Origin of the sequence: Marinobacter sp. JSM 1782161 (genome assembly GCF_011421605.1) — a bacterium.
Classification (GTDB): domain Bacteria; phylum Pseudomonadota; class Gammaproteobacteria; order Pseudomonadales; family Oleiphilaceae; genus Marinobacter_A; species Marinobacter_A bohaiensis.
Map to the genome: position 1 here is coordinate 46,662 of NZ_WSSA01000005.1, position 17,849 is coordinate 64,510.

Consider the following 17,849-nt stretch of genomic DNA (forward strand, 5'->3'; position numbering starts at 1 on the left):
GTTTCATTGGCTGCGCCGGATCAGAAGAACTCGGCGTAGTGTTTGATTTCCCAGTCGGAGACGTGGCGGCTGTACTCCACCCATTCCGCGCGCTTGACGGCGAGGAACTCGGACACGATTTCCGGCCCCATCTTCTCGGTGAACAGGGTGTCCGCTTCGAGTGCATCCAGCGCTTCGTTCAGGTTCTGCGGCAGGATGCCGACGCCCTTGGCCTGGATCTGCTCCAGCGACAGGTCGTACAGGTTGACGTTCATCGGCTCGCCCGGGTCCAGCTCCCGCTCCACCCCGTCCATGCCCGCGGCGATCAGCGCGGCGTGTACCAGGTAGGGGTTGCAACCGGAGTCCGGCAGGCGGAACTCAAGGCGGCCGTAGGGCACCCGCACCATGGCGGAGCGATTGTTGTCGCCGTAGCAGATGTAGGCCGGCGCCCAGGTGGCGCCGGACGCGCTGCCGCCCACCACCAGTCGCTTGTAGGAATTGACCGTCGGCGCGGCAAAGGCGCAGATGGCGCGGGCGTGTTCCAGGATGCCCGCGGTGAAGTGGTAGGCCAGCTTCGACAGCCCCATGCCGTGGCGATCACTGGGATCGTGGAACAGGTTCTTGCCGTCGGCGTCGGTGATCGACAGGTGGAAGTGCATGCCGTTGCCGGTCCGGTCGGAGGCCGGCTTGGGCATGAACGAGCACACCATGCCCATCTTGTTGGCGATCTCGCCCGCGGCCATGCGCACGAAGGTAAACCGATCGGCCGAGGTGAGCGCGTCGCTGTAGGTGTAGTTGATCTCGAACTGGCCGTTGGCGTCCTCGTGATCGATCTGGTAGACGTCGAAATCCACCGCCTGCAGCGACTCCACCAACTGCTCCAGGAACTCCCGCGAGCGGGACAGCCCCTTGTAGTCGTAGCAGGGCTTGTCGAGCACGTCGCTCTCGTCCACCGGCATCAGGCTGCCGTCCTCGGCCCGGTTGAACAGCGAGAACTCCGGCTCCAGGCCGGTGTTGAGGGTCCAGTCGCGCGCCTCCAGCAGGGCCAACTGGCGCTTGAGGATCACCCGCGAGCAATACGGGTGGGGCGCGTCGTTGACGTAGCCGTCGCAGGCGATGCGGGCATAGCCCGGCTGCCAGGGCACCTTGCTGAGAGTCGCCAGATCGCCGCGGGCCATGAAATCCGGGCCATGAGGCTGCATGCCCATGCCCCAGACCGCGAAGCCGGCGAAACCGGCGCCGCTCTCGACCACATTGCCCAGGCCGCTGGCCGGGACCGACTTGGTCTTGGCCACGCCGTGGATGTCGACAAACTGCGCCAGGATGTACTTGATCTCGTTCTCGTCGATGAAATGACTGATCTCTGTGGGCGTCATGACGCACCTCCTTCGTAGGTCGCTGAATCGTCCAGTTCGCAAACCAGGTCGCTGAACAGGTCTTCGAGATAGCGGTGGAATCCGTCACTGACGCCGACCAGCAGCGTGCCGTCTTCCTGTGTCCGGTAGAGCCAGGCGTTGACCCCGGCCAGCGAGGCCATCAGCCAGTCGCCTGGCCCGAAATGGCGGAAATCGTACTGGCACACCCGCGCCAGCAGCTCACGCCAGTCGTCGCCGCGGACCGCCAGCACCCGGTCGGCGCGGCTAAAGCACCAACAGTCGGCCGGCGGTTGACGGTCGCCGGGCAGGAACAGCAGGTATTCGTCGGCACCGGTGCGGGCTACCAGGGCACCGTCCTGTTCCGCGGCGGCCAGTTGTTCCCGGGGCCGAGGCAGGCCGTCGGCGTCCAGGGCGGCGGCACTGCCGGGCCCGGTAATCAGGTAGCCGCTCAGGTCGCGGCGTTGCGTTACGGTCAATGCAGCCATCACGCCACCTCCGTCAGGTCGGCCGTCTGCCGTGCGCCATCGGCGTCGTAGAAAGGGGTCTTGCACGGGGAGACGGCCACCAGCGCGCCGCTGTCCACCCGCACGTGCAGGGTTTGCGCGTCGTTCGCCAGCGGCAGGTCCACCATGGCCAGGCCGATGTAGCGGCCCAGCGCCGGGCTGTAGCCGATACTGGTGACCCGGCCGACGATGTCACCCCGCTCGATCATCAGGTGACACTCTTTGATGCGCTCGCCGCTGTAGCCCTGGGGCAGCACGAAGCCGGTCAGCCGGCGCGCGCAGCGCTCCTTGAGCAACGCCAGGGACGGCTTGCCGGTGAACCAGGGCTTGCTCTTGAGCGGCACCGCCCAGGGCATGTTGGCTTCGAAGGGGTTGGTCAGGCCGTCGGTGTCCTGGCCAACGATGACGTGCCCCTTCTCCAGGCGCAGGATGCGCTGGGCCTCGACCCCGAACGGGCGAATGCCGTGCTGGGCCCCGGCGCTCATCAGGGTGCGCCAGATCTCCAGGGCCTTGTGGGCGGGCGCGTGGATCTCGTAGCCCAGCTCGCCCACGAAGCCGACGCGGATCAGTCGCACCGGCGCACCGCACAGGGTGCCTTCACGGATGCCGAGATAGGGGAAGCGGTCCTCGTCCAGATCGGTATCGGTCAGCGTCCGGAGCAGCTGGCGCGACAGCGGGCCGGCCAGGTTCATCGCCGCCAGGGAGTCGGTGAGATTGACCAGGCGCACGTCCAGCCCCAGGTCCATCACCGTCTGGGACAGCAGACGGAAAGTGGCGGCGGCGTGGCTGGTGGTGGCGGAGACGTAGAAGCGGTCCTCCGCCAGGCGGGCAACGATGCCGTCGTCGATGATCACACCGCTGTCGTCCACCAGCAGCGCGTAGCGGGTCATGCCCAGCTTGATAGTGGACATTTTCATGGTGTAGACCGCATCCAGCAGCCTGGCCGCATCCGGCCCCAGCACCTCGATCTTGCCCAGGGTGGACACGTCGATCAGTCCCAGCCCGCTGCGCACCGCCTGGGCCTCGCGCAGGATGGCCTGTTCGCGCTCTTCCGGTTGGCCGTAGTACTCCGGCCGCTGCCAGTGCCCGGCTTCCATCATCTGCGCCCCGTTGGCCTCGTGCCAGGCCTGCATCGGGGTATGGCGCTCCGGGCGGAAACGCCGGCCCGCCAGGGCGCTGACCGGCACCGGATGGAACATGGGCCGCGCCGTGGTTGAACCGGTCTGGTCGATCGACTGCCCACGGATCGACGCCAGAATGCGGATGCCGTTCATGTTGGCATGCTTGCCCTGGCTCGGCCCCATGCCGATGGTGGAGAAGCGCTTCATCAGTTCGATGTTGTCGAAGCCTTCCTGTGCCGCATGGATGAGATCCTTGAGCTGGAGATCCTCGTCCATGTCGACAAAGTTCTTGCCCGCCGGATGCGACACGATCGGCCAGGGGTGGCTATGGGCCAGGTGGTCGCGATGGGCGGTCATGCCGGTCTGCACCGAGGCACCCTGCAACTCCGCCAGGGCGGCGTGAGCCGCGCGTTCGCCGTCCGCCAGCCTCTGCTCCAGGGTGAAAGCGCCGTTGACGCGACCACAGGCGTGGATACCGGCCGGCAGCTCGCGGGGCAGGATCTGGTGCAGGCTGTCGTCATAGCCCAGTGCGCCCCTGGCCTGGTACAGCAGTTGCGCCGCCGGGGCCCATCCCACGCTCATCAGCAGCAGGTCGCAGCCGATGGTCGCCAGCTTTGACGGATCGCAATCCCGGCCGTCGAACGGCGCCACCTGGATGGCCTGCAGGCGCTGGTCGCCCTGGGCTTCGTAAACGCCATAGCCGCGATAGACGGCCACGCCCTGGTCGGCGACTTGGCGGGCCCAGTCGCCCCGGGGCGCGTCGTTATCCATATCCACCACCGCCGCCAGCTCGATGCCGGCGGCCAGCAGGTCCAGCGCGGCACGGTAGCCTTCGGCGTTGGCGCAGAGGACCACCGCGCGCTGACCGGGCTTGATCGCGTAACGGGCGATCATCCGCTGGGCGGCGGACGCCATCATCACCCCGGGCAGGTCGTTGTTGCGGAACACCGCCAACTGCTCCATCACGCCGGTGGCGCAGATCATGCCCTGGGCGCGCATCTTGGTGATGCCGCCCGGCCCCACCAGCGGGATGTAATGATCGGTGTACCAGCCGGCGGCGACATGCTGTTCGAACAGGCGGATGTTGGCATGACGGCGCACCTGCTGTTTCAGGCGCGCGCGCACCTCGGCCGCGGCCGGCTCGTTGGCCAGCTGGTAGTCGAGGCTGCCGCCGATGTGCGGGTTCTCGTCCACCAGCACCACGTCGGCTCCGGCCTCGGCGGCGGTCAGCGCGGCCTGCAGGCCGCTGGCCCCGGCGCCCACCACCAGCAGGTCGCAGAAATCGTAGCGTTTGGACTGGCGCTGCTCGGTCCACCGGGTGTCGACCCGTCCCAGCCCCGCCTTTTCGCGGATTTTGCGTTCCCAGAAGGGGAACAGTTTCTTTGGCGTGTGGAACGCCTTGTAGTAGAAGCCCACCGGCATGAACCGGGCGAACAGGCCGATGAAGCGGTCCCGGTCGTTGGCCAGCGTGCCGTTGACGTTGCAGGCGTGCAGCTCCAGACCCTCGCGCAGCGGCTCCACATCACCCCGGATGTTGGTGCCCTCGCGGCTCTGGAACAGCGCATTGACGTCGTGATTGGCCAGGGTCAGCGCACCGCGCGGGCGGTGGTACTTGAAGCTGCGGCCCAACAGGGTCTGGCCGGAGGCCAGCAACGCCGAGCTGATGCTATCGCCCTGGTAGCCGGTAAAGGTCTGGCCCTCGAAGCGGAATGACACCCGCGTGTCGCGGTCGATCCACTCCAGCGGCTGGGGATCAAGCCGGGATGTCATAGCGCACCTCCCGGGCATCGACCACCGCCTTGATGTCGTCGGTCAGGGTGTCGCGGTCGAACACGAACCAGTAACCGGTGGGCCGGTGGTACCAGCGCTCGCGCAGCACGCCCGGCGCCCCCCGGCGGTTGAAGACGAAGTCCGACCAGGCGGCGCTGTCGCCGTCGACCGGTGGCTTGCGGATCTCGCCAACGTAATCGAATTCGCTGATGGGGCGGCGCCCGATCAGCGGGCAATCCAGTAACTTCATGCTCCGGCTCCTCAGTGTCCGACCGACGCCGCGCCCTTCTCGCCGACCAGGTCGAAGTCGGCAAAGCGGCTGTAGCGGAACGGTTCGATGAGTTCGTGGGTTTGGTCGTTGGCGGCGGTCCAGGCCATGGTCTTGCCGCTCACCGGCGTGGCCTTGAAGCCCCAGGTGCCCCAGCCGGCGTCCAGGTAGAAGCCCTCGATCGGGGTCTTGCCCATGATCGGCGCGAAGTCCGGGGTCAGGTCGCTCATCCCCGCCCACTGACGCATAACCTTCAGGCGGCTCATGAATGGGAACAGGTCCACCATCTGGTCGGTCAGCCCCTCGACGAAGTCGAAGGTGGAGCGGGTGGAGTGCAGCACCGACGGGTCCACTGAGGCACCCATCACCATCTCGCCGCGGGACGACTGGCTGATGTAGACGTGCAGGCTGCCGGACACCACGATGGTGTCCATGAACGGTTTGACCGGCTCGGACACGCAGGCCTGCAGCGGGAAAATCTCGATGGGCGTGGGCAAATCCACCATCTCGGTAATGCGCGGCGTGGAGCCGGCCACCATGGAGATCACCTTGCCGCAGCGAATGGCGCCGCGGTCGGTGTCCACGCCCACGACCTTCCCGTCCCGGGTGCGGATACCGGTGACGCGGGTCTTCTGGTGAATCTCGACACCGCGGTTGTAGGCGCCACGGGCGTAGCCCCAGGCCACCGCATCGTGACGCGCCACCGAGCCCGGCGCATGGTAGAGCGCCCCCATCACCGGGGTGTGGCCGGCGCAGTCCAGGTCCATGTACGGCACCGCCTTGGCGATCTCGTCGCGACCGACCACCTCACTGTCGATGCCATAGTGCTTGTTGACCTCGGCCCGCCAACGCATGGTGCGCATCGCGCTGTCGGTGTGGGCCAGGGTGAAGTGGCCGCGGGTGGAGTAGAAAATGTTGAGGTCGAACTCGTCGGACAGGTCCTCGAACAGCTTCACGCTGGTGTCGTAGAACTTCACCCCCTCCGGCGTCAGGTAGTTGGAGCGTACGATGGTGGTGTTGCGACCGGTGTTGCCGCCCCCGATGTAGCCCTGCTCCAGCACCGCCACGTTGGTGATGCCGTGCTCCTTGGCCAGGTAGTAGGCGCAGGCCATGCCGTGGCCGCCGCCGCCGATGATGACCACGTCGTATTCCGACTTCAGTTCCTTGGGTTCGGGGAAGAAGCGCGGCTCGTCGTGGCCGCGTTTGAACCCGTATTTCAGTAGATGCCAGGACATTGTTCTCTCCCAACCGGCTCAGGCGAAGACAACGGTCTTGTTGCCGTTCACCAGCACCCGGTCCTCGATGTGGTAACGCAGGCCCCGGGCGAGGACGGCTTTCTCCACGTCCTTGCCCAGCCGGACCATGTCTTTGGTGGTGTTGTGGTGGGTCACCCGCAGCACGTCCTGCTCGATGATCGGGCCGGCGTCCAGGTCCGGGGTGACGTAGTGGCAGGTGGCGCCGATCTGCTTCACACCACGCTCGGCGGCCTGGTGGTAGGGGCGCGCGCCGATAAAAGACGGCAGGAAACTGTGGTGGATGTTGATGATCCGCCCCGGATACTGCTCGCACAGCGCCTCGGGGATGATCTGCATGTACTTGGCGAGCACGATGCAATCGGCCTCGACCGAGGCGATCTGTTCCTGCACCGCCTGGAAGTGCGGCGCCTTGTCGTTTTTGTCCACAGGCACATGGACGAACGGGATGCCATGCCATTCGACGTAGGAACGCAGGGTGTCGTGGTTGGAAATCACGCAGGGAATGTCGAAATCCAGTTCGCCGGCACGCCAGCGGTACAGCAGGTCCGACAGGCAGTGGGCCTCTTTGGAGACCATCACCACCACCCGCTTCTTCCCGGCGGAATCGGTGATCTCCCAGTTCATGGCGAAGCGTTCGGCCACCTCGCTGAATTTGGCCTTCAAGGCCTCCAGACCGAACGGCAGGGAGTCGGCGACCACCTCATAGCGCATGAAGAACAGGCAGGCCTCGGGGTCGGCAAACTGGTGAGCCTCGCCGATCCAGCCATTGTGGTCGGCGATGAACTGGGACACCGCAGCGACGATGCCCACAGTATCGGGACAGGAGATGGTGATGCGGTAACGTCGTGTGTTTTCGGGATTGAGTGCCATTGCCAAGCCTTTATTTCTCTACCAGGAAAATTAGTTTCCCTTAGGTAAAGCACAAGGCTTGCCAATCTGGCGTCAGGCGGGCGAAAAATTCAGACGTGGGCGGCAACTGCCTGAAAACAGGCTGTTTATGAATATTTTTTTCTTATCAGGAATAATTGCGACCCTGAACAAGCGGGCCGAAATCATGCTGGCAAACGCACCAAAGCAAGGCCGGCGCGCACCATTCAGGTTCAAACCCGAGCCGACACACGCTGAAAACATTCGGCTGGGCATCCGCATGGCCGGATTCAAACGCAAAACGGGAAGGAAATTTTCCGATCAGGAATATTGGCGCTAAACTACAGCCGTGACTCAGGAGACCCCAATGCCGTCCGCTACGCCGCCCTCGCGCCATATCGAAGCACTGGAAGAAGGCAAGATCAGCTTCAGCCGGGACACCCACAACCCCCGCCTCAAGCTTGAGCAGTACATCGCCATGCGCGTAAAGCGCAAACGCCAGGAACAAGGCCTGAAGATCACCGATGTGGCGCGCATCGCTGAACTCAGCCAGGGCATGGTCAGCAAGATCGAGAACGCCCAGGTGTCCACCAGCCTGGAGACCCTGAGCCGGCTGTGCGATGCCATCGGCCTGCCCATTTCCCAACTGTTCAGCGATTACGACCGGCCGGATGGCGGCGCCCAGCTCACCAAGGCGGGTGAAGGGATGGAAGTGGTCCGCCGCGGCACGGAGAAAGGCCACACCTACCAGTTGCTGAACTACCACCGCGGCAGCCAGAAGAGCTACGAACCCTTCCTCATCACCATGGACGACGCGGCGGAGGTCTTTCCCACCTTCTCGCATCCGGGACTGGAGTTCATCTACATCCTGGAGGGCGACATCCTCTACCGGCACGGCAACCACCTGTACGAAATGGGACCCGGTGACTCCCTCTCCTTTGACGGCGAGGTGCCCCACGGTCCGGAAGAATTGCGCAAGGTGCCCATCAAGCTGCTGTCGATTATCCACTACGACGACTGACCGTCCCCGCCCCGCACAGGCGGGATCAACCGGCGACATCAGCCTGTGACAAAAAAAGGCGCCCGGCCAGGTATGACAGGCGCCGGGCGCAAACGGGGTCGCTGCCGTCGCGTGGCAGCCGATGGGTCGTCTCGACAATCAGTTGAAGTGAGGCATCACGTCCTTGATGAACCGCTCCAGGGACCGCTTCTTCTCCTCGAACGGGAGCGTGTTGTCGGTCCAGTAGCTGTACTCGGTAATGCCCAGCTCCTCGTATCCCTTGAGTCGCTGCACCAGCTCCGACGGGGTACCGATCATCATGTTGCGGTGCAGGGTTTCCAGGTCGAACTCGGCGTTATCCGCCACGTCGGCTTCGGACGCCGGCTCGAAGAAGCCGTCGATGGCCTTCTGGTCGTTCTTGAACCAGGCCATGAAGTAACGGTAGAAGCGGTTGAGCGCTTCCGCTCCCGGGCGCCAGCCATCCGGATCGCTCTCATCGTGCACGTAGGTGTGGCGCAGGAACATCAGCTCCGGGCGTTCCATCTCCGGGTGATCGGCGCAGGCGGTGTTGAACTTCCGCGCCAGATCGGCCACTTCCTCGTCCCCTTTCATCAGGGCCGTGACCATGACGTTGCAACCGTTGGCCACCGCGAAATCGTGGGAGGCCGGGTCCCGCGCCGCGATCCACATGGGCGGCAGGGGCTGTTGCACCGGCTTGGGCACGCTGGTGGTGGTCGGGAAGTTGAACACCTCGCCCTGGTGGCTGTAGTCGCCCTGCCACAGGCCGCGGATCGCCGGCACCATCTCGCGCAGCGCCGCGCCACCCTCGGAAGCCTTCATGCCATCCGTCATCCGGTCGAACTCGAACTGGTAGGCGCCACGGGCGATGCCGAACTCCAGCCGACCGCCGCTGATGACATCCAGCAGCGCCGCTTCGCCTGCCAGACGGATCGGATCCCAGAAGGGCGCGACGAAGGTGCCCGCCCCCAGCCGGATGCGTTCGGTCTTCGCCGCCAGGTAGGAAAGCTGCGCCACCGGGCTCGGTGATGAGGTGAACTGCATGCCGTGGTGCTCACCGATCCAGGCCGTCCGGAAACCGCCGTCCTCGGCAATCTTCACCAGCTCGCAGAGTTCCTCGAACAACTGCTGGTGACTCTTGTCGCCCGGATAGCGCTCCATATGGAGGAATAACGAAAACTGCATTGTTGTGGTCTCCTTGGGTGTTCGTCGTTACGACGCTTCGGATTGCTTGACCGCGGCCGCCTCGCCGACCGGTTCCGTCGCCAGGGCCTTGAACAGGCAGTAGCACATCACCAGCAGCGCCACAGAGAATGGCAGTGCGGCGGCGATCGCGGCGGTTTGCAGGGCCTGCAGGCCACCGGCCAACAGCAGGACGGCCGAGGTGGAACCCAGGCCCAGCCCCCAGATCACGCGATACAGCTGCGGCGGATTCGGGTTGCCCTGGGACAGGATGGTGCAGATCACCAGGGTGCCGGAGTCGGCCGAGGTCACGAACCAGGTGACGATCATCAGCGTGGCCATACCCACCATGAAGCTGGTGAGCCAGGGCACGTTCAGCGCCTCGATGGTCTGGAACAGCACCTTGGTGACGTTGTCGTTGGCCACCGAGGCCAGATCGACCCCACCGAACAGCTGCAGGTGCAACGCGGTACCGCCGAAAATCACGATCCACGCCATGGCGCCCAGGGTGGCCGCCAGCATGCCGCCGAACAGCACTTCACGGATGGTGCGCCCACGGGAAATCCGCGCGATGAACATGCCCACGTACGGGCCCCAGGACAGCCACCAGCCCCAGTAGAACAGCGTCCACCAGCCCTGCCACTGGCTTTCGGGATCCGGATTGGTCCAGAAGCCCATCGGCAGCAGGCTGCCCAGGTAATCGCCGACACTGGTGGTAAAAATGGTCAGCAGGAACACCGTCGGTCCCGCCAGGACGAAGAAAGCGAACAGGATCATGCTCAGGTGGATGTTCCACTCGCTGAGCATCCGGATCCCTTTCTTCAGTCCGGACACGGCCGACACCGTTGCCGCCACCGTCACGCCCAGCACCAGCAGGACCTGGTTGGTGCTGGAGATTTCCATCCCGAACAGGCTGTTGAGCCCGGCATTCATCTGCGACACGCCGAGACCGAGGGTGGTGGCGGTACCGAACAGGGTGGCGAAGATCGCCAACAGATCAATGGCGTGGCCGATGGGGCCGTAGATACGCTCACCCAGCAACGGATAGAAGGCCGAGCGGATGGTCATCGGCAGGCCGCGGCGATAGGCGAAATAGGCCAGGATCGTGCCCACCAGGATGTAGATCGCCCAACCATGGAAGCCCCAGTGGAAGATGGTGATGCGCAGGGCGGTTTGCGCCGCGTCCAGCGTGTTGGGGGCGATGCCCTCCATGGCGATGAACGGGTTGCCCTGCAGGTGGCTCAGCGGCTCGGCGATACTCCAGAACAGCAGCCCGGTGCCCACCGCCGCGCTGAACAGCATGGCGAACCAGGTGAAGTTGGAGAATTCCGGACGCTCATCGTCCCGCCCCAGGCGCAGCTTGCCGTAGGGGCTGACGATCACCGCAATGGCCACGAACAGCACCACGTTCACCGTCAGGATGTAGTACCAGCCCAGCTCCGTCTCGATGTACTGCTTGATACCGGTATAGATCGTGTTGGCCAGTTCCGGCTGCAACACGGTGAAGAGAACGAAAGCCACCACCATCGTCACCGATGAAATGGCCATCGTCTTGTTCACCCCGGCGAAGAGCCCTCGCCTGGGCATGTTGGATTGAACTTCGTGCATTCCAGCTCTCCCGAGTTCCGTTGTCGGCGTTCTTGTTCATTGTCAGAGGCCTGACGGGCTCTGAGGCCCGTTTTCATGCATGGGTCATCGAAGACCTCGGTGAAATATATTGGTATGCCATAATACAGAATGCAAAGGTTTTCTTCGACAAAGAATATTTCAAGTCAATACGTAAAACCCAACAATCTGATTTTGTTCATTTATTTCCGGTGAGGATCGATTACCGAACGCACCGGGGCAGCGCTTGCGGCAGACGACTCATTGCCGGAATTGGTTTTTGGTATTATGGTATACCAAAATCAGGAACCGGATCCGACCGGACCCGTCACAACGAGGAGAGCGCAATGAGCTTCGAGATTCGCAAGATCGTCACCTACCGGGAAACCACCTACATCGAGGCCGGCAAAGCGGGTGACAAGCCCGTGACCATGGTCGGCGTGGCTGCGGTGGTGACCAACCCCTGGGCCGGGCGCGGTTTCGTGGAGGATCTTTCGCCGGAAATCCGCGGCGGCTGTTCGGAGCTGGGCGAGCTGATCGTCAAGCACGTGCTGGACGAGATCGGCGGGGAACAGGTCGAAGCCTACGGTAAAGCCGCCGTCGTGGGTGCCGAAGGCGAGATCGAACATGCCTCGGCCATCATCCACACCCTCCGCTTCGGCAATCATTTCCGCGAAGCCGTGGACGCCAAGAGCTACCTGAGCTTCACCAACAAGCGCGGCGCGCCGGGCACCTCCATCCAGGTACCGATGATGCACAAGCACGATGAGGGCTTCCGTTCCCACTACATCACCCTGGAAATGCGCATCGAGGACTCGCCCCGCGCCGACGAGATCGTGGTGGTGCTGGGCGCCGCGGACGGTGGCCGCCTGCACCCGCGCATCGGCAATCGCTACCAGGACCTGAAGGAACTGGCTGAAGAAGCCGAACAGGCCGCTCAACAGTGAGCGGCGCGGGAGGACAGATGCAGCTCAACGACGCACACATCAGCCCTTCCGGCACCCGCTACTGGCGCGCCGGCCGGGGCGAACCGGTGGTCCTGATCCACGGCGTCGGCCTGGACGCCACCATGTGGCAGGCGCAAATGACGGCGCTGGCCGCAGATTACGACGTGATCGCCTACGACATGCTGGGCCACGGTGAGAGTCCTCTGCCGGCGGAGAACGCCACCCTGGACGACTACGCCGACCAGTTGGCGACGCTGCTCGACGAGCTGGCGGTTCCTGCGGCAACGGTGGCGGGTTTCTCCATGGGCGGACTGGTGGCGCGGGCGTTTGCCCTGCGTCACCCCAGGCACCTGCGGGCGATGGTGGTACTCTCCAGCGTCTTCGATCGCAACGAACGCCAGCGGTCGGGCGTGCGTCAGCGCCTGGCCCAGACTCTTGAGCAAGGGCCGGCGGCCAACGTCGACGGCGCCCTGGAACGCTGGTTCAGCCCGGCTTTCCGCCAGGCCCAGCCGGAGTGCATTGCCGCGGTCCGCGAACGGGTCACCAGCAACCACCCGGACGGTTATTATCGCAGTTACGCTCTGTTCGGCACCGAGGACGATTTCGGAGCCGACAGGCTGGCGTCGATCCGCGTCCCGGTACTGGTGGCCACCGGCGAGCTGGACCCGGGATCGACGCCCGACATGGCCCACAAGCTGGCGCGGCAGTTGCCCGACGCCCGGGTATACATTCTGGAAGGACAGCGGCACATGGCACCGGTGGAAGCGGCGGATCAGGTCAACGACCTGCTGCTGGACTTCCTCGACACCGTGCACCGCCCTTCCCTGCAAAAGGAGCGTCTTGGATGAAAGAGTCTCGGATGAATCTGGATACGCTGACGATGTTCATCGACGGTGAGTGGCGGGGCGCGCGCTCCGGCGCCACTTTCGACAGCTACAACCCGGCCACCGGCGAAGCCTGGTGCCGCGTACCCAACGCCGACGCCGACGACGTCGAGGACGCGGTCCAGGCGGCGCACCGGGCGTTCGAAGGCCCGGAATGGTCGGGCCTGACCGCCACCGCCCGGGGCAAACTGCTGTACCGGCTGGGCCAGGTGATTGCGGAGAATGCCGAAACCCTGGCGCAGCTGGAAAGCCGCGACAACGGCAAGCTGATCCGCGAAACCCGGGGCCAGGTGGGCTACCTGCCCGAGTTCTTCTATTACAACGCCGGCCTGGCCGACAAGGTGGTGGGCGAGACCCTGCCGCTGGACAAACCGGACCTGTTCGGCGCCACCGTGCGGGTGCCGCTGGGCGTCGTGGCGGCGATCATCCCTTGGAACAGTCCGCTGTACCTGACCGCCATCAAGCTGGCCCCGGCCCTGGCGGCGGGCAACACCATCGTGATCAAGCCGTCCGAACACGCCTCCGCCAGCCTGATCGAGCTGATGCGGCTGGTGGAACGGGCCGGGTTCCCCAAGGGCGTGGTCAACCTGGTGACCGGCTTCGGCCCGTCCACCGGCGCGGCCCTGACCGCCCACCCGAAAGTACGCAAGATTGCCTTCACCGGCGGCGCCGGCGCCGCTCGCCACGTGGTGCGTAACAGCGCCGAGAACTTCGCCAAGCTGTCCCTGGAACTGGGTGGCAAGTCCCCCAACATCCTGTTCGAGGACGCCGACCTGGACAGCGCCATCAACGGCGTGGTGGCCGGCGTCTTCGCCGCCTCCGGGCAGAGCTGCGTGGCCGGCTCCCGTCTGTTGGTGCAGCGCAGCATCCGTGACGACGTGGTGCAACGACTGCGCGAGCGCGCCGCCAGCATCCGCATTGGCGATCCCGCGGATGCCGAAACGGAAATGGGCCCCATCGCCACCGAGGCGCAACTCGGCCAGATCGACCGCATGGTGACCCAGGCCCGAACCGACGGCGCCCAAGTGCTCTGCGGCGGAGAGCGTCTGGGCGAGCGGGATGGCTGGTACTACCCGCCCACCATCCTGGCGTGCGATTCCCACCAGATGCCCATCGTGCAGGAGGAAGTCTTCGGCCCGGTGGTGGCGGTGATCCCCTTTGATAACGAAGCCGAAGCCCTGCGCCTGGCCAACGACACCGAATACGGCCTCGCCGCCGGCATCTGGACCCGCGACGTCGCCCGTGCCCATCGCCTGGCCCGGGACGTGCGCTCCGGCATCCTCTGGGTGAACACCTACCGCGCGGTCTCGGCCATGGCACCGATCGGCGGCTTCGGTGCCAGCGGCTACGGCCGGGAATGCGGTATCGACGCGGTGCGCGACTACACCGATCTCAAAACCCTGTGGATCAACCTGTCCTCAGATCCCATGCCCGATCCTTTCATCATGCGTTAATACGGGAGAGAGCCATGATCGACACACAAGACTACAAGCAGGTCCTGGGCGCCTTCCCAACCGGCGTCACCGTGGTGACGGCCCTCGATGACGACAACCGTCTGGTGGGCTTCACCGCCAGCGCGTTTTCCGCCGTCTCCATGGAGCCGCCGCTGGTGCTGATCTGCCCCAGCCTCAATTCGGATTCCTACCCGGTGATCAAGCGCAACGGTCGTTTCGCGATCCATATCCTGGGGCACGACCAGCAGGCCATCGCCTACCGCTTCGCCGGCAAAGGCCGTGACAAGGGCGAGGGCATCGACTGGCACCGGTCCGAGCTGGAGAACGCCCTGATCGACGGCGCCGCGGCCTATCTCGAGTGCCGCGTCTGGGAGGACTACCCCGGCGGCGACCACGCCATCCTGGTGGGCGAGGTGGAAAAGCTCTGGTGCGGCGGCAACGAGATTGATCCGCTGCTCTATTGCCGCGGCAAGATGGACCAGTTGCCGGAAAACCTGCGCGCCCTGGCGCGCGCCTCCTGAATCCAACGCGACGAGGACATTTCCATGCCGAACGAACGTTTTGACCGCGGTCTGGCCAAGCGCCGCAAGGTGCTGGGCAACGAACACGTCGAGCGCTCCATGCAGAACGCCGACGACTTCACCCAGCCGCTGCAGGAACTGGTCACCGAATACTGCTGGGGCAACGTGTGGCAACGCGACGGCCTCAGCGACCGGGATCGCAGCGTGATAAACTTGGCGATGATTACAGCCCTGAACCGCCCGCACGAGCTGCGCCTGCACGTCCGGGGCGCCATCAACAATGGCATGAGCGTCGACGAAATCCGCGAGGTACTGATGCAGACGGCGATCTACTGCGGCATTCCGGCCGCGATCGACGCCTTCCGCCAGGCCCGCGACGTGCTCAGTGAAATGGGCGAAATCTAGCGAACACGGGTGCGGCCGAAGCACAGGCGGCACCCGCAACAGCCTGCAGCCAGGAGATGAAATGCAACGGACCCCGTTGGACGACAGCCTCAAAGTCACGCGCAACCAGCCGACACTGCGGGAAATGGTGCTCGACAAGCTGCGCCAGGCCATCATGAGTTTTCAACTGCTGCCGGGCGATCGTCTGGTGGAACGTGACCTGTGCGACAAGCTCGGCGTGAGCCGGACCTCGGTGCGGGAAGCTCTGCGCCACCTGGAAGCCGAAGGCCTGGTGGAAAGCGAAGGCGGGCGCGGCCCGCGGGTGGCGGTCATCACGCTGGAGGACGCGCGCGACATCTATGAATTGCGCACCGTCCTGGAAAGCATGGTGGTCCAGCTCTTCACACAGAAGGCGACGGTCCAGCAGATGGCGGAATTCGACCACGCCTGGGAGATCCTCAAGGTCAGCCTGCGCAGCGGCGACACCGTCAGCATCGTCAACGCCGTCAGCGACTTCTACGGCGTGCTCTACGAAGGGGCCGGCAACCGCATCGCCGGCCAGTTCCTGAGCCAGTTGCAGGCGCGGGTGAACTACCTGCGCGCCACCTCGGTGTCGCAGAAGGAACGCTACGTGGACAGCTTCCAGGAAATGACGAAGATCGTCGAGGCCATCAAGGCACGGGACGCGGAAGCCGCCCATACCGCCTGCGTGGAGCATATCCTGGCCGCCTCCCGGGTGGCCCTGGCCGCCCTGGCCGACAAGCAGGGCGAATCGGTCGAACCCGTCACGCCACCCCTGAGCGCGGCGCAAAGCCTGCAGTGAGGCCGCCATGCCGAACCCTGGCCCCCGCTACTGCGCCCAGTGCGGCCACGGCCCGCTAACCCGGGACGTACCCGCCGGCGACACCCACGAGCGCGACATCTGCCGTGCCTGCGGCGGCATCGTCTACGACAATCCCCGCGTCATCGCCGGCGCCATCATCGAACAGGACGGCCGCCTGCTGCTGTGCCAGCGCGGCATCCCACCTCGGGTGGGCACCTGGACCCTGCCGGCCGGTTTCATGGAACGGGGGGAAAGCGTGGAGGAAGCGGCGCGTCGGGAAGTCTGGGAAGAAACCGGCATGGACGTGGACGTCACCACGCCCTACTCCATCTTCAGCGTCCCGCCCACCAACGAGTTGTACATCATCTACCGCGCCCGGATGCTGGCGTGGGACGACAGCCCCGGCCACGAAACCCAGGCGGTGGACTGGTTCCTGCCGGAACAGGTGCCCTGGGAGCTGATCTTCTACCCGGCGATCCGCCAGATACTGGAGCGCTACATCGCCGAGCACGCTGGCGGCAGCTACGGCATCTACACCGGCAGCATGGAGCACGGCACCATTCATTTCATGCGGTGAACGAGCGTTGATCCGGCGGGGCGGCCGGCCATCGCCGCCCCGCACCCACTCATCCGCTCAGGGCTGGACAATGTCCACCACTTCCAGATCAAAGCCCGCCAGGCCCTTGTAGTTCAGCGGCGCGCCCATCAGGCGCAGCTTGCGGATGCCCAGGTCGGCGAGGATCTGGGAGCCGGTGCCTACCCGCGAGTAGCGGATCGACGAGGCGTCCGGCGGCGGCGTGTCCTGCCGTGTCGCCCGGGACAAGAGGCTCTGGGACGACTCCTGGCTGGCCAGGATCACCACCGCGCCACGCCCGGCGCTGGCCACGTTCTCCAGCGCCGACCACAGCGACCAGGCACGCGGCCCCTGGTAATCGGCCCCCACCAGGTCGCGCAGTGGATCCACCGAATGCACCCTCACCAGCGTCGGCGTATCACCGCGCACGTCCCCCATGGTCAGGGCCAGGTGCGCATCGCCGGTGATCAGGTCCTCGTAGGTGTGCAGCACGAACTCCCCATGCGCGGTGGACAGCGGTTGCTGGCCGGTATGTTCGACGGTCTGCTCCCGTGCCAGACGGTACTGGATCAGATCAGCAATGGTCCCGATACGGATGCCGTGGCGGCGGGCGAACGCTTCCAGCTCCGGCCGGCGCGCCATACTGCCGTCCTCGTTCATGACTTCCACGATCACCGCCGCCGGCTCCAGCCCCGCCAGTCGGGTGAGATCGCAGCCCGCTTCGGTATGGCCGGCCCGGCTCAGCACACCGCCGTCCTTCGCTCGTAGCGGAAAGATATGCCCCGGCTGCACCAGGTCCCGGGGATGGGCGTCCGGCGCCACCGCCGCCTGCACCGTGATCGCCCGATCGGCCGCCGATATGCCGGTGGTCACCCCTTCGCGGGCTTCGATCGACACGGTGAAGGCAGTGGCGAAGCTGGCGCCGTTGTTGGTCACCATCGGCGTCAGCTCCAACTGGTCACAGCGCTCGCCGGTCAGGGTCAGGCAAATCAGGCCACGGGCGTGGGTGGCCATGAAATTAATGGCCTCGGGCGTCACCTGTTCGGCGGCCATGACCAGGTCACCTTCGTTTTCCCGGTCTTCGTCGTCCAGCAGGAGCACCATGCGCCCCTGGCGGATATCGTCAATCAGGCTCTCGGTGGAATCGAAATTCGTCATCGTCAGCACTCTTGTTTGTCGGGACTGTTGTTTGTCGGGACTCCTGTTTGTCCGCACTCTGTTTGTCAGCACGTTTGTTTGCCAGCACGCCTGGTCGTCAGCGTTCCCGGTCGTCACCGCTTTCGGGTCGTCGGCCGTCCCGGAGCCCGGCGCTTTGGG

General features: G+C 65.0%; 18 protein-coding genes. 9 read left to right on the plus strand and 9 right to left on the minus strand.

Annotated elements, in window-relative coordinates; genetic code table 11:
- Positions 1-20: 20 nt before the first annotated feature.
- The 6 genes from glnT to purU are packed head-to-tail and all read right to left on the minus strand — an operon-like array spanning position 21 to position 7,143.
- Entirely contained in the window at positions 21-1,355 is a 1,335-nt protein-coding gene (gene glnT, locus GQB00_RS19380; protein WP_111497987.1) for a type III glutamate--ammonia ligase, read from the minus strand.
- Entirely contained in the window at positions 1,352-1,840 is a 489-nt protein-coding gene (locus GQB00_RS19385; RefSeq protein WP_165857504.1) for a hypothetical protein, read from the minus strand. Before GQB00_RS19385 ends, glnT begins: the two co-directional genes overlap by 4 nt.
- A complete protein-coding gene (locus GQB00_RS19390) occupies positions 1,840-4,749 on the minus strand; it encodes a 2Fe-2S iron-sulfur cluster-binding protein (RefSeq protein ID WP_165857505.1) in 2,910 nt (969 codons plus the stop codon). Before GQB00_RS19390 ends, GQB00_RS19385 begins: the two co-directional genes overlap by 1 nt.
- Entirely contained in the window at positions 4,733-4,999 is a 267-nt protein-coding gene (locus GQB00_RS19395) for a sarcosine oxidase subunit delta (protein WP_165857506.1), read from the minus strand. Before GQB00_RS19395 ends, GQB00_RS19390 begins: the two co-directional genes overlap by 17 nt.
- Before the next feature lie 11 nt (positions 5,000-5,010).
- Positions 5,011-6,252, minus strand: a complete 1,242-nt coding sequence (locus GQB00_RS19400; protein WP_111497991.1) for an FAD-dependent oxidoreductase — start codon at positions 6,250-6,252, stop codon at positions 5,011-5,013.
- 18 nt (positions 6,253-6,270) lie between these two features.
- On the minus strand, positions 6,271-7,143 hold the full coding sequence (gene purU / locus GQB00_RS19405) for a formyltetrahydrofolate deformylase (protein ID WP_111497992.1): 873 nt from the start codon (positions 7,141-7,143) through the stop codon (positions 6,271-6,273).
- Between the two features lie 58 nt (positions 7,144-7,201).
- On the opposite strand from purU, the gene GQB00_RS19410 reads away from it, so the two are divergent.
- Together GQB00_RS19410 and GQB00_RS19415 are read left to right on the plus strand one after the other, a co-directional pair.
- Positions 7,202-7,480, plus strand: coding sequence for a hypothetical protein (locus GQB00_RS19410; protein ID WP_165857507.1), 279 nt, complete (start codon positions 7,202-7,204; stop codon positions 7,478-7,480).
- Positions 7,481-7,618: 138 nt separating this feature from the next.
- Positions 7,619-8,161 carry a helix-turn-helix domain-containing protein gene (locus GQB00_RS19415; protein ID WP_165857615.1) on the plus strand — a complete coding sequence of 181 codons (543 nt, stop codon included), beginning with the start codon at positions 7,619-7,621 and terminating at the stop codon, positions 8,159-8,161.
- Between the two features lie 138 nt (positions 8,162-8,299).
- On the opposite strand, the gene GQB00_RS19420 is transcribed toward GQB00_RS19415, so the two are convergent.
- Together GQB00_RS19420 and GQB00_RS19425 are read right to left on the minus strand one after the other, a co-directional pair.
- Positions 8,300-9,343 (minus strand): LLM class flavin-dependent oxidoreductase, encoded by a 1,044-nt coding sequence (locus GQB00_RS19420; protein WP_165857508.1) that lies wholly within the window; start codon positions 9,341-9,343, stop codon positions 8,300-8,302.
- Between the two features lie 27 nt (positions 9,344-9,370).
- The gene (locus GQB00_RS19425; RefSeq protein ID WP_111497995.1) at positions 9,371-10,948 is read right to left on the minus strand and encodes a BCCT family transporter; all 1,578 of its coding nucleotides are present in this window, start codon (positions 10,946-10,948) and stop codon (positions 9,371-9,373) included.
- Positions 10,949-11,292: 344 nt separating this feature from the next.
- On the opposite strand from GQB00_RS19425, the gene GQB00_RS19430 reads away from it, so the two are divergent.
- From GQB00_RS19430 to GQB00_RS19460, 7 genes are all read left to right on the plus strand, one after another.
- Positions 11,293-11,892, plus strand: a complete 600-nt coding sequence (locus tag GQB00_RS19430; protein ID WP_165857509.1) for an amino acid synthesis family protein — start codon at positions 11,293-11,295, stop codon at positions 11,890-11,892.
- A 17-nt stretch (positions 11,893-11,909) separates the two neighbouring features.
- Positions 11,910-12,740 (plus strand): alpha/beta fold hydrolase, encoded by an 831-nt coding sequence (locus GQB00_RS19435; protein WP_165857510.1) that lies wholly within the window; start codon positions 11,910-11,912, stop codon positions 12,738-12,740.
- Positions 12,741-12,751: 11 nt separating this feature from the next.
- Positions 12,752-14,230, plus strand: coding sequence for an aldehyde dehydrogenase (locus GQB00_RS19440; RefSeq protein WP_165857616.1), 1,479 nt, complete (start codon positions 12,752-12,754; stop codon positions 14,228-14,230).
- 14 nt (positions 14,231-14,244) lie between these two features.
- A complete protein-coding gene (locus GQB00_RS19445; protein WP_111497998.1) occupies positions 14,245-14,751 on the plus strand; it encodes a flavin reductase family protein in 507 nt (168 codons plus the stop codon).
- Between the two features lie 24 nt (positions 14,752-14,775).
- On the plus strand, positions 14,776-15,156 hold the full coding sequence (pcaC, locus tag GQB00_RS19450) for a 4-carboxymuconolactone decarboxylase (RefSeq protein ID WP_111497999.1): 381 nt from the start codon (positions 14,776-14,778) through the stop codon (positions 15,154-15,156).
- 61 nt (positions 15,157-15,217) lie between these two features.
- The gene (locus GQB00_RS19455) at positions 15,218-15,958 is read left to right on the plus strand and encodes a GntR family transcriptional regulator (RefSeq protein ID WP_111498000.1); all 741 of its coding nucleotides are present in this window, start codon (positions 15,218-15,220) and stop codon (positions 15,956-15,958) included.
- A gap of 7 nt (positions 15,959-15,965) precedes the next feature.
- On the plus strand, positions 15,966-16,535 hold the full coding sequence (locus tag GQB00_RS19460) for an NUDIX hydrolase (protein WP_111498001.1): 570 nt from the start codon (positions 15,966-15,968) through the stop codon (positions 16,533-16,535).
- Positions 16,536-16,592: 57 nt separating this feature from the next.
- Here GQB00_RS19460 and ribBA read toward each other — a convergent pair whose 3' ends face one another.
- On the minus strand, positions 16,593-17,690 hold the full coding sequence (gene ribBA, locus GQB00_RS19465) for a bifunctional 3,4-dihydroxy-2-butanone-4-phosphate synthase/GTP cyclohydrolase II (protein ID WP_111498002.1): 1,098 nt from the start codon (positions 17,688-17,690) through the stop codon (positions 16,593-16,595).
- Between the last annotated feature and the right edge of the window lie 159 nt (positions 17,691-17,849).

Coding starts and splice junctions, on each gene's coding strand:
- glnT (WP_111497987.1), bottom strand. CDS start 1,355: ATGACGCCCACAGAGATCAGTCATTTCATCGACGAGAACGAGATCAAG.
- GQB00_RS19385 (WP_165857504.1), bottom strand. CDS start 1,840: ATGGCTGCATTGACCGTAACGCAACGCCGCGACCTGAGCGGCTACCTG.
- GQB00_RS19390 (WP_165857505.1), bottom strand. CDS start 4,749: ATGACATCCCGGCTTGATCCCCAGCCGCTGGAGTGGATCGACCGCGAC.
- GQB00_RS19395 (WP_165857506.1), bottom strand. CDS start 4,999: ATGAAGTTACTGGATTGCCCGCTGATCGGGCGCCGCCCCATCAGCGAA.
- GQB00_RS19400 (WP_111497991.1), bottom strand. CDS start 6,252: ATGTCCTGGCATCTACTGAAATACGGGTTCAAACGCGGCCACGACGAG.
- purU (WP_111497992.1), bottom strand. CDS start 7,143: ATGGCACTCAATCCCGAAAACACACGACGTTACCGCATCACCATCTCC.
- GQB00_RS19415 (WP_165857615.1), top strand. CDS start 7,619: ATGCGCGTAAAGCGCAAACGCCAGGAACAAGGCCTGAAGATCACCGAT.
- GQB00_RS19420 (WP_165857508.1), bottom strand. CDS start 9,343: ATGCAGTTTTCGTTATTCCTCCATATGGAGCGCTATCCGGGCGACAAG.
- GQB00_RS19425 (WP_111497995.1), bottom strand. CDS start 10,948: ATGCACGAAGTTCAATCCAACATGCCCAGGCGAGGGCTCTTCGCCGGG.
- GQB00_RS19430 (WP_165857509.1), top strand. CDS start 11,293: ATGAGCTTCGAGATTCGCAAGATCGTCACCTACCGGGAAACCACCTAC.
- GQB00_RS19435 (WP_165857510.1), top strand. CDS start 11,910: ATGCAGCTCAACGACGCACACATCAGCCCTTCCGGCACCCGCTACTGG.
- GQB00_RS19440 (WP_165857616.1), top strand. CDS start 12,752: ATGAATCTGGATACGCTGACGATGTTCATCGACGGTGAGTGGCGGGGC.
- GQB00_RS19445 (WP_111497998.1), top strand. CDS start 14,245: ATGATCGACACACAAGACTACAAGCAGGTCCTGGGCGCCTTCCCAACC.
- pcaC (WP_111497999.1), top strand. CDS start 14,776: ATGCCGAACGAACGTTTTGACCGCGGTCTGGCCAAGCGCCGCAAGGTG.
- GQB00_RS19455 (WP_111498000.1), top strand. CDS start 15,218: ATGCAACGGACCCCGTTGGACGACAGCCTCAAAGTCACGCGCAACCAG.
- GQB00_RS19460 (WP_111498001.1), top strand. CDS start 15,966: ATGCCGAACCCTGGCCCCCGCTACTGCGCCCAGTGCGGCCACGGCCCG.
- ribBA (WP_111498002.1), bottom strand. CDS start 17,690: ATGACGAATTTCGATTCCACCGAGAGCCTGATTGACGATATCCGCCAG.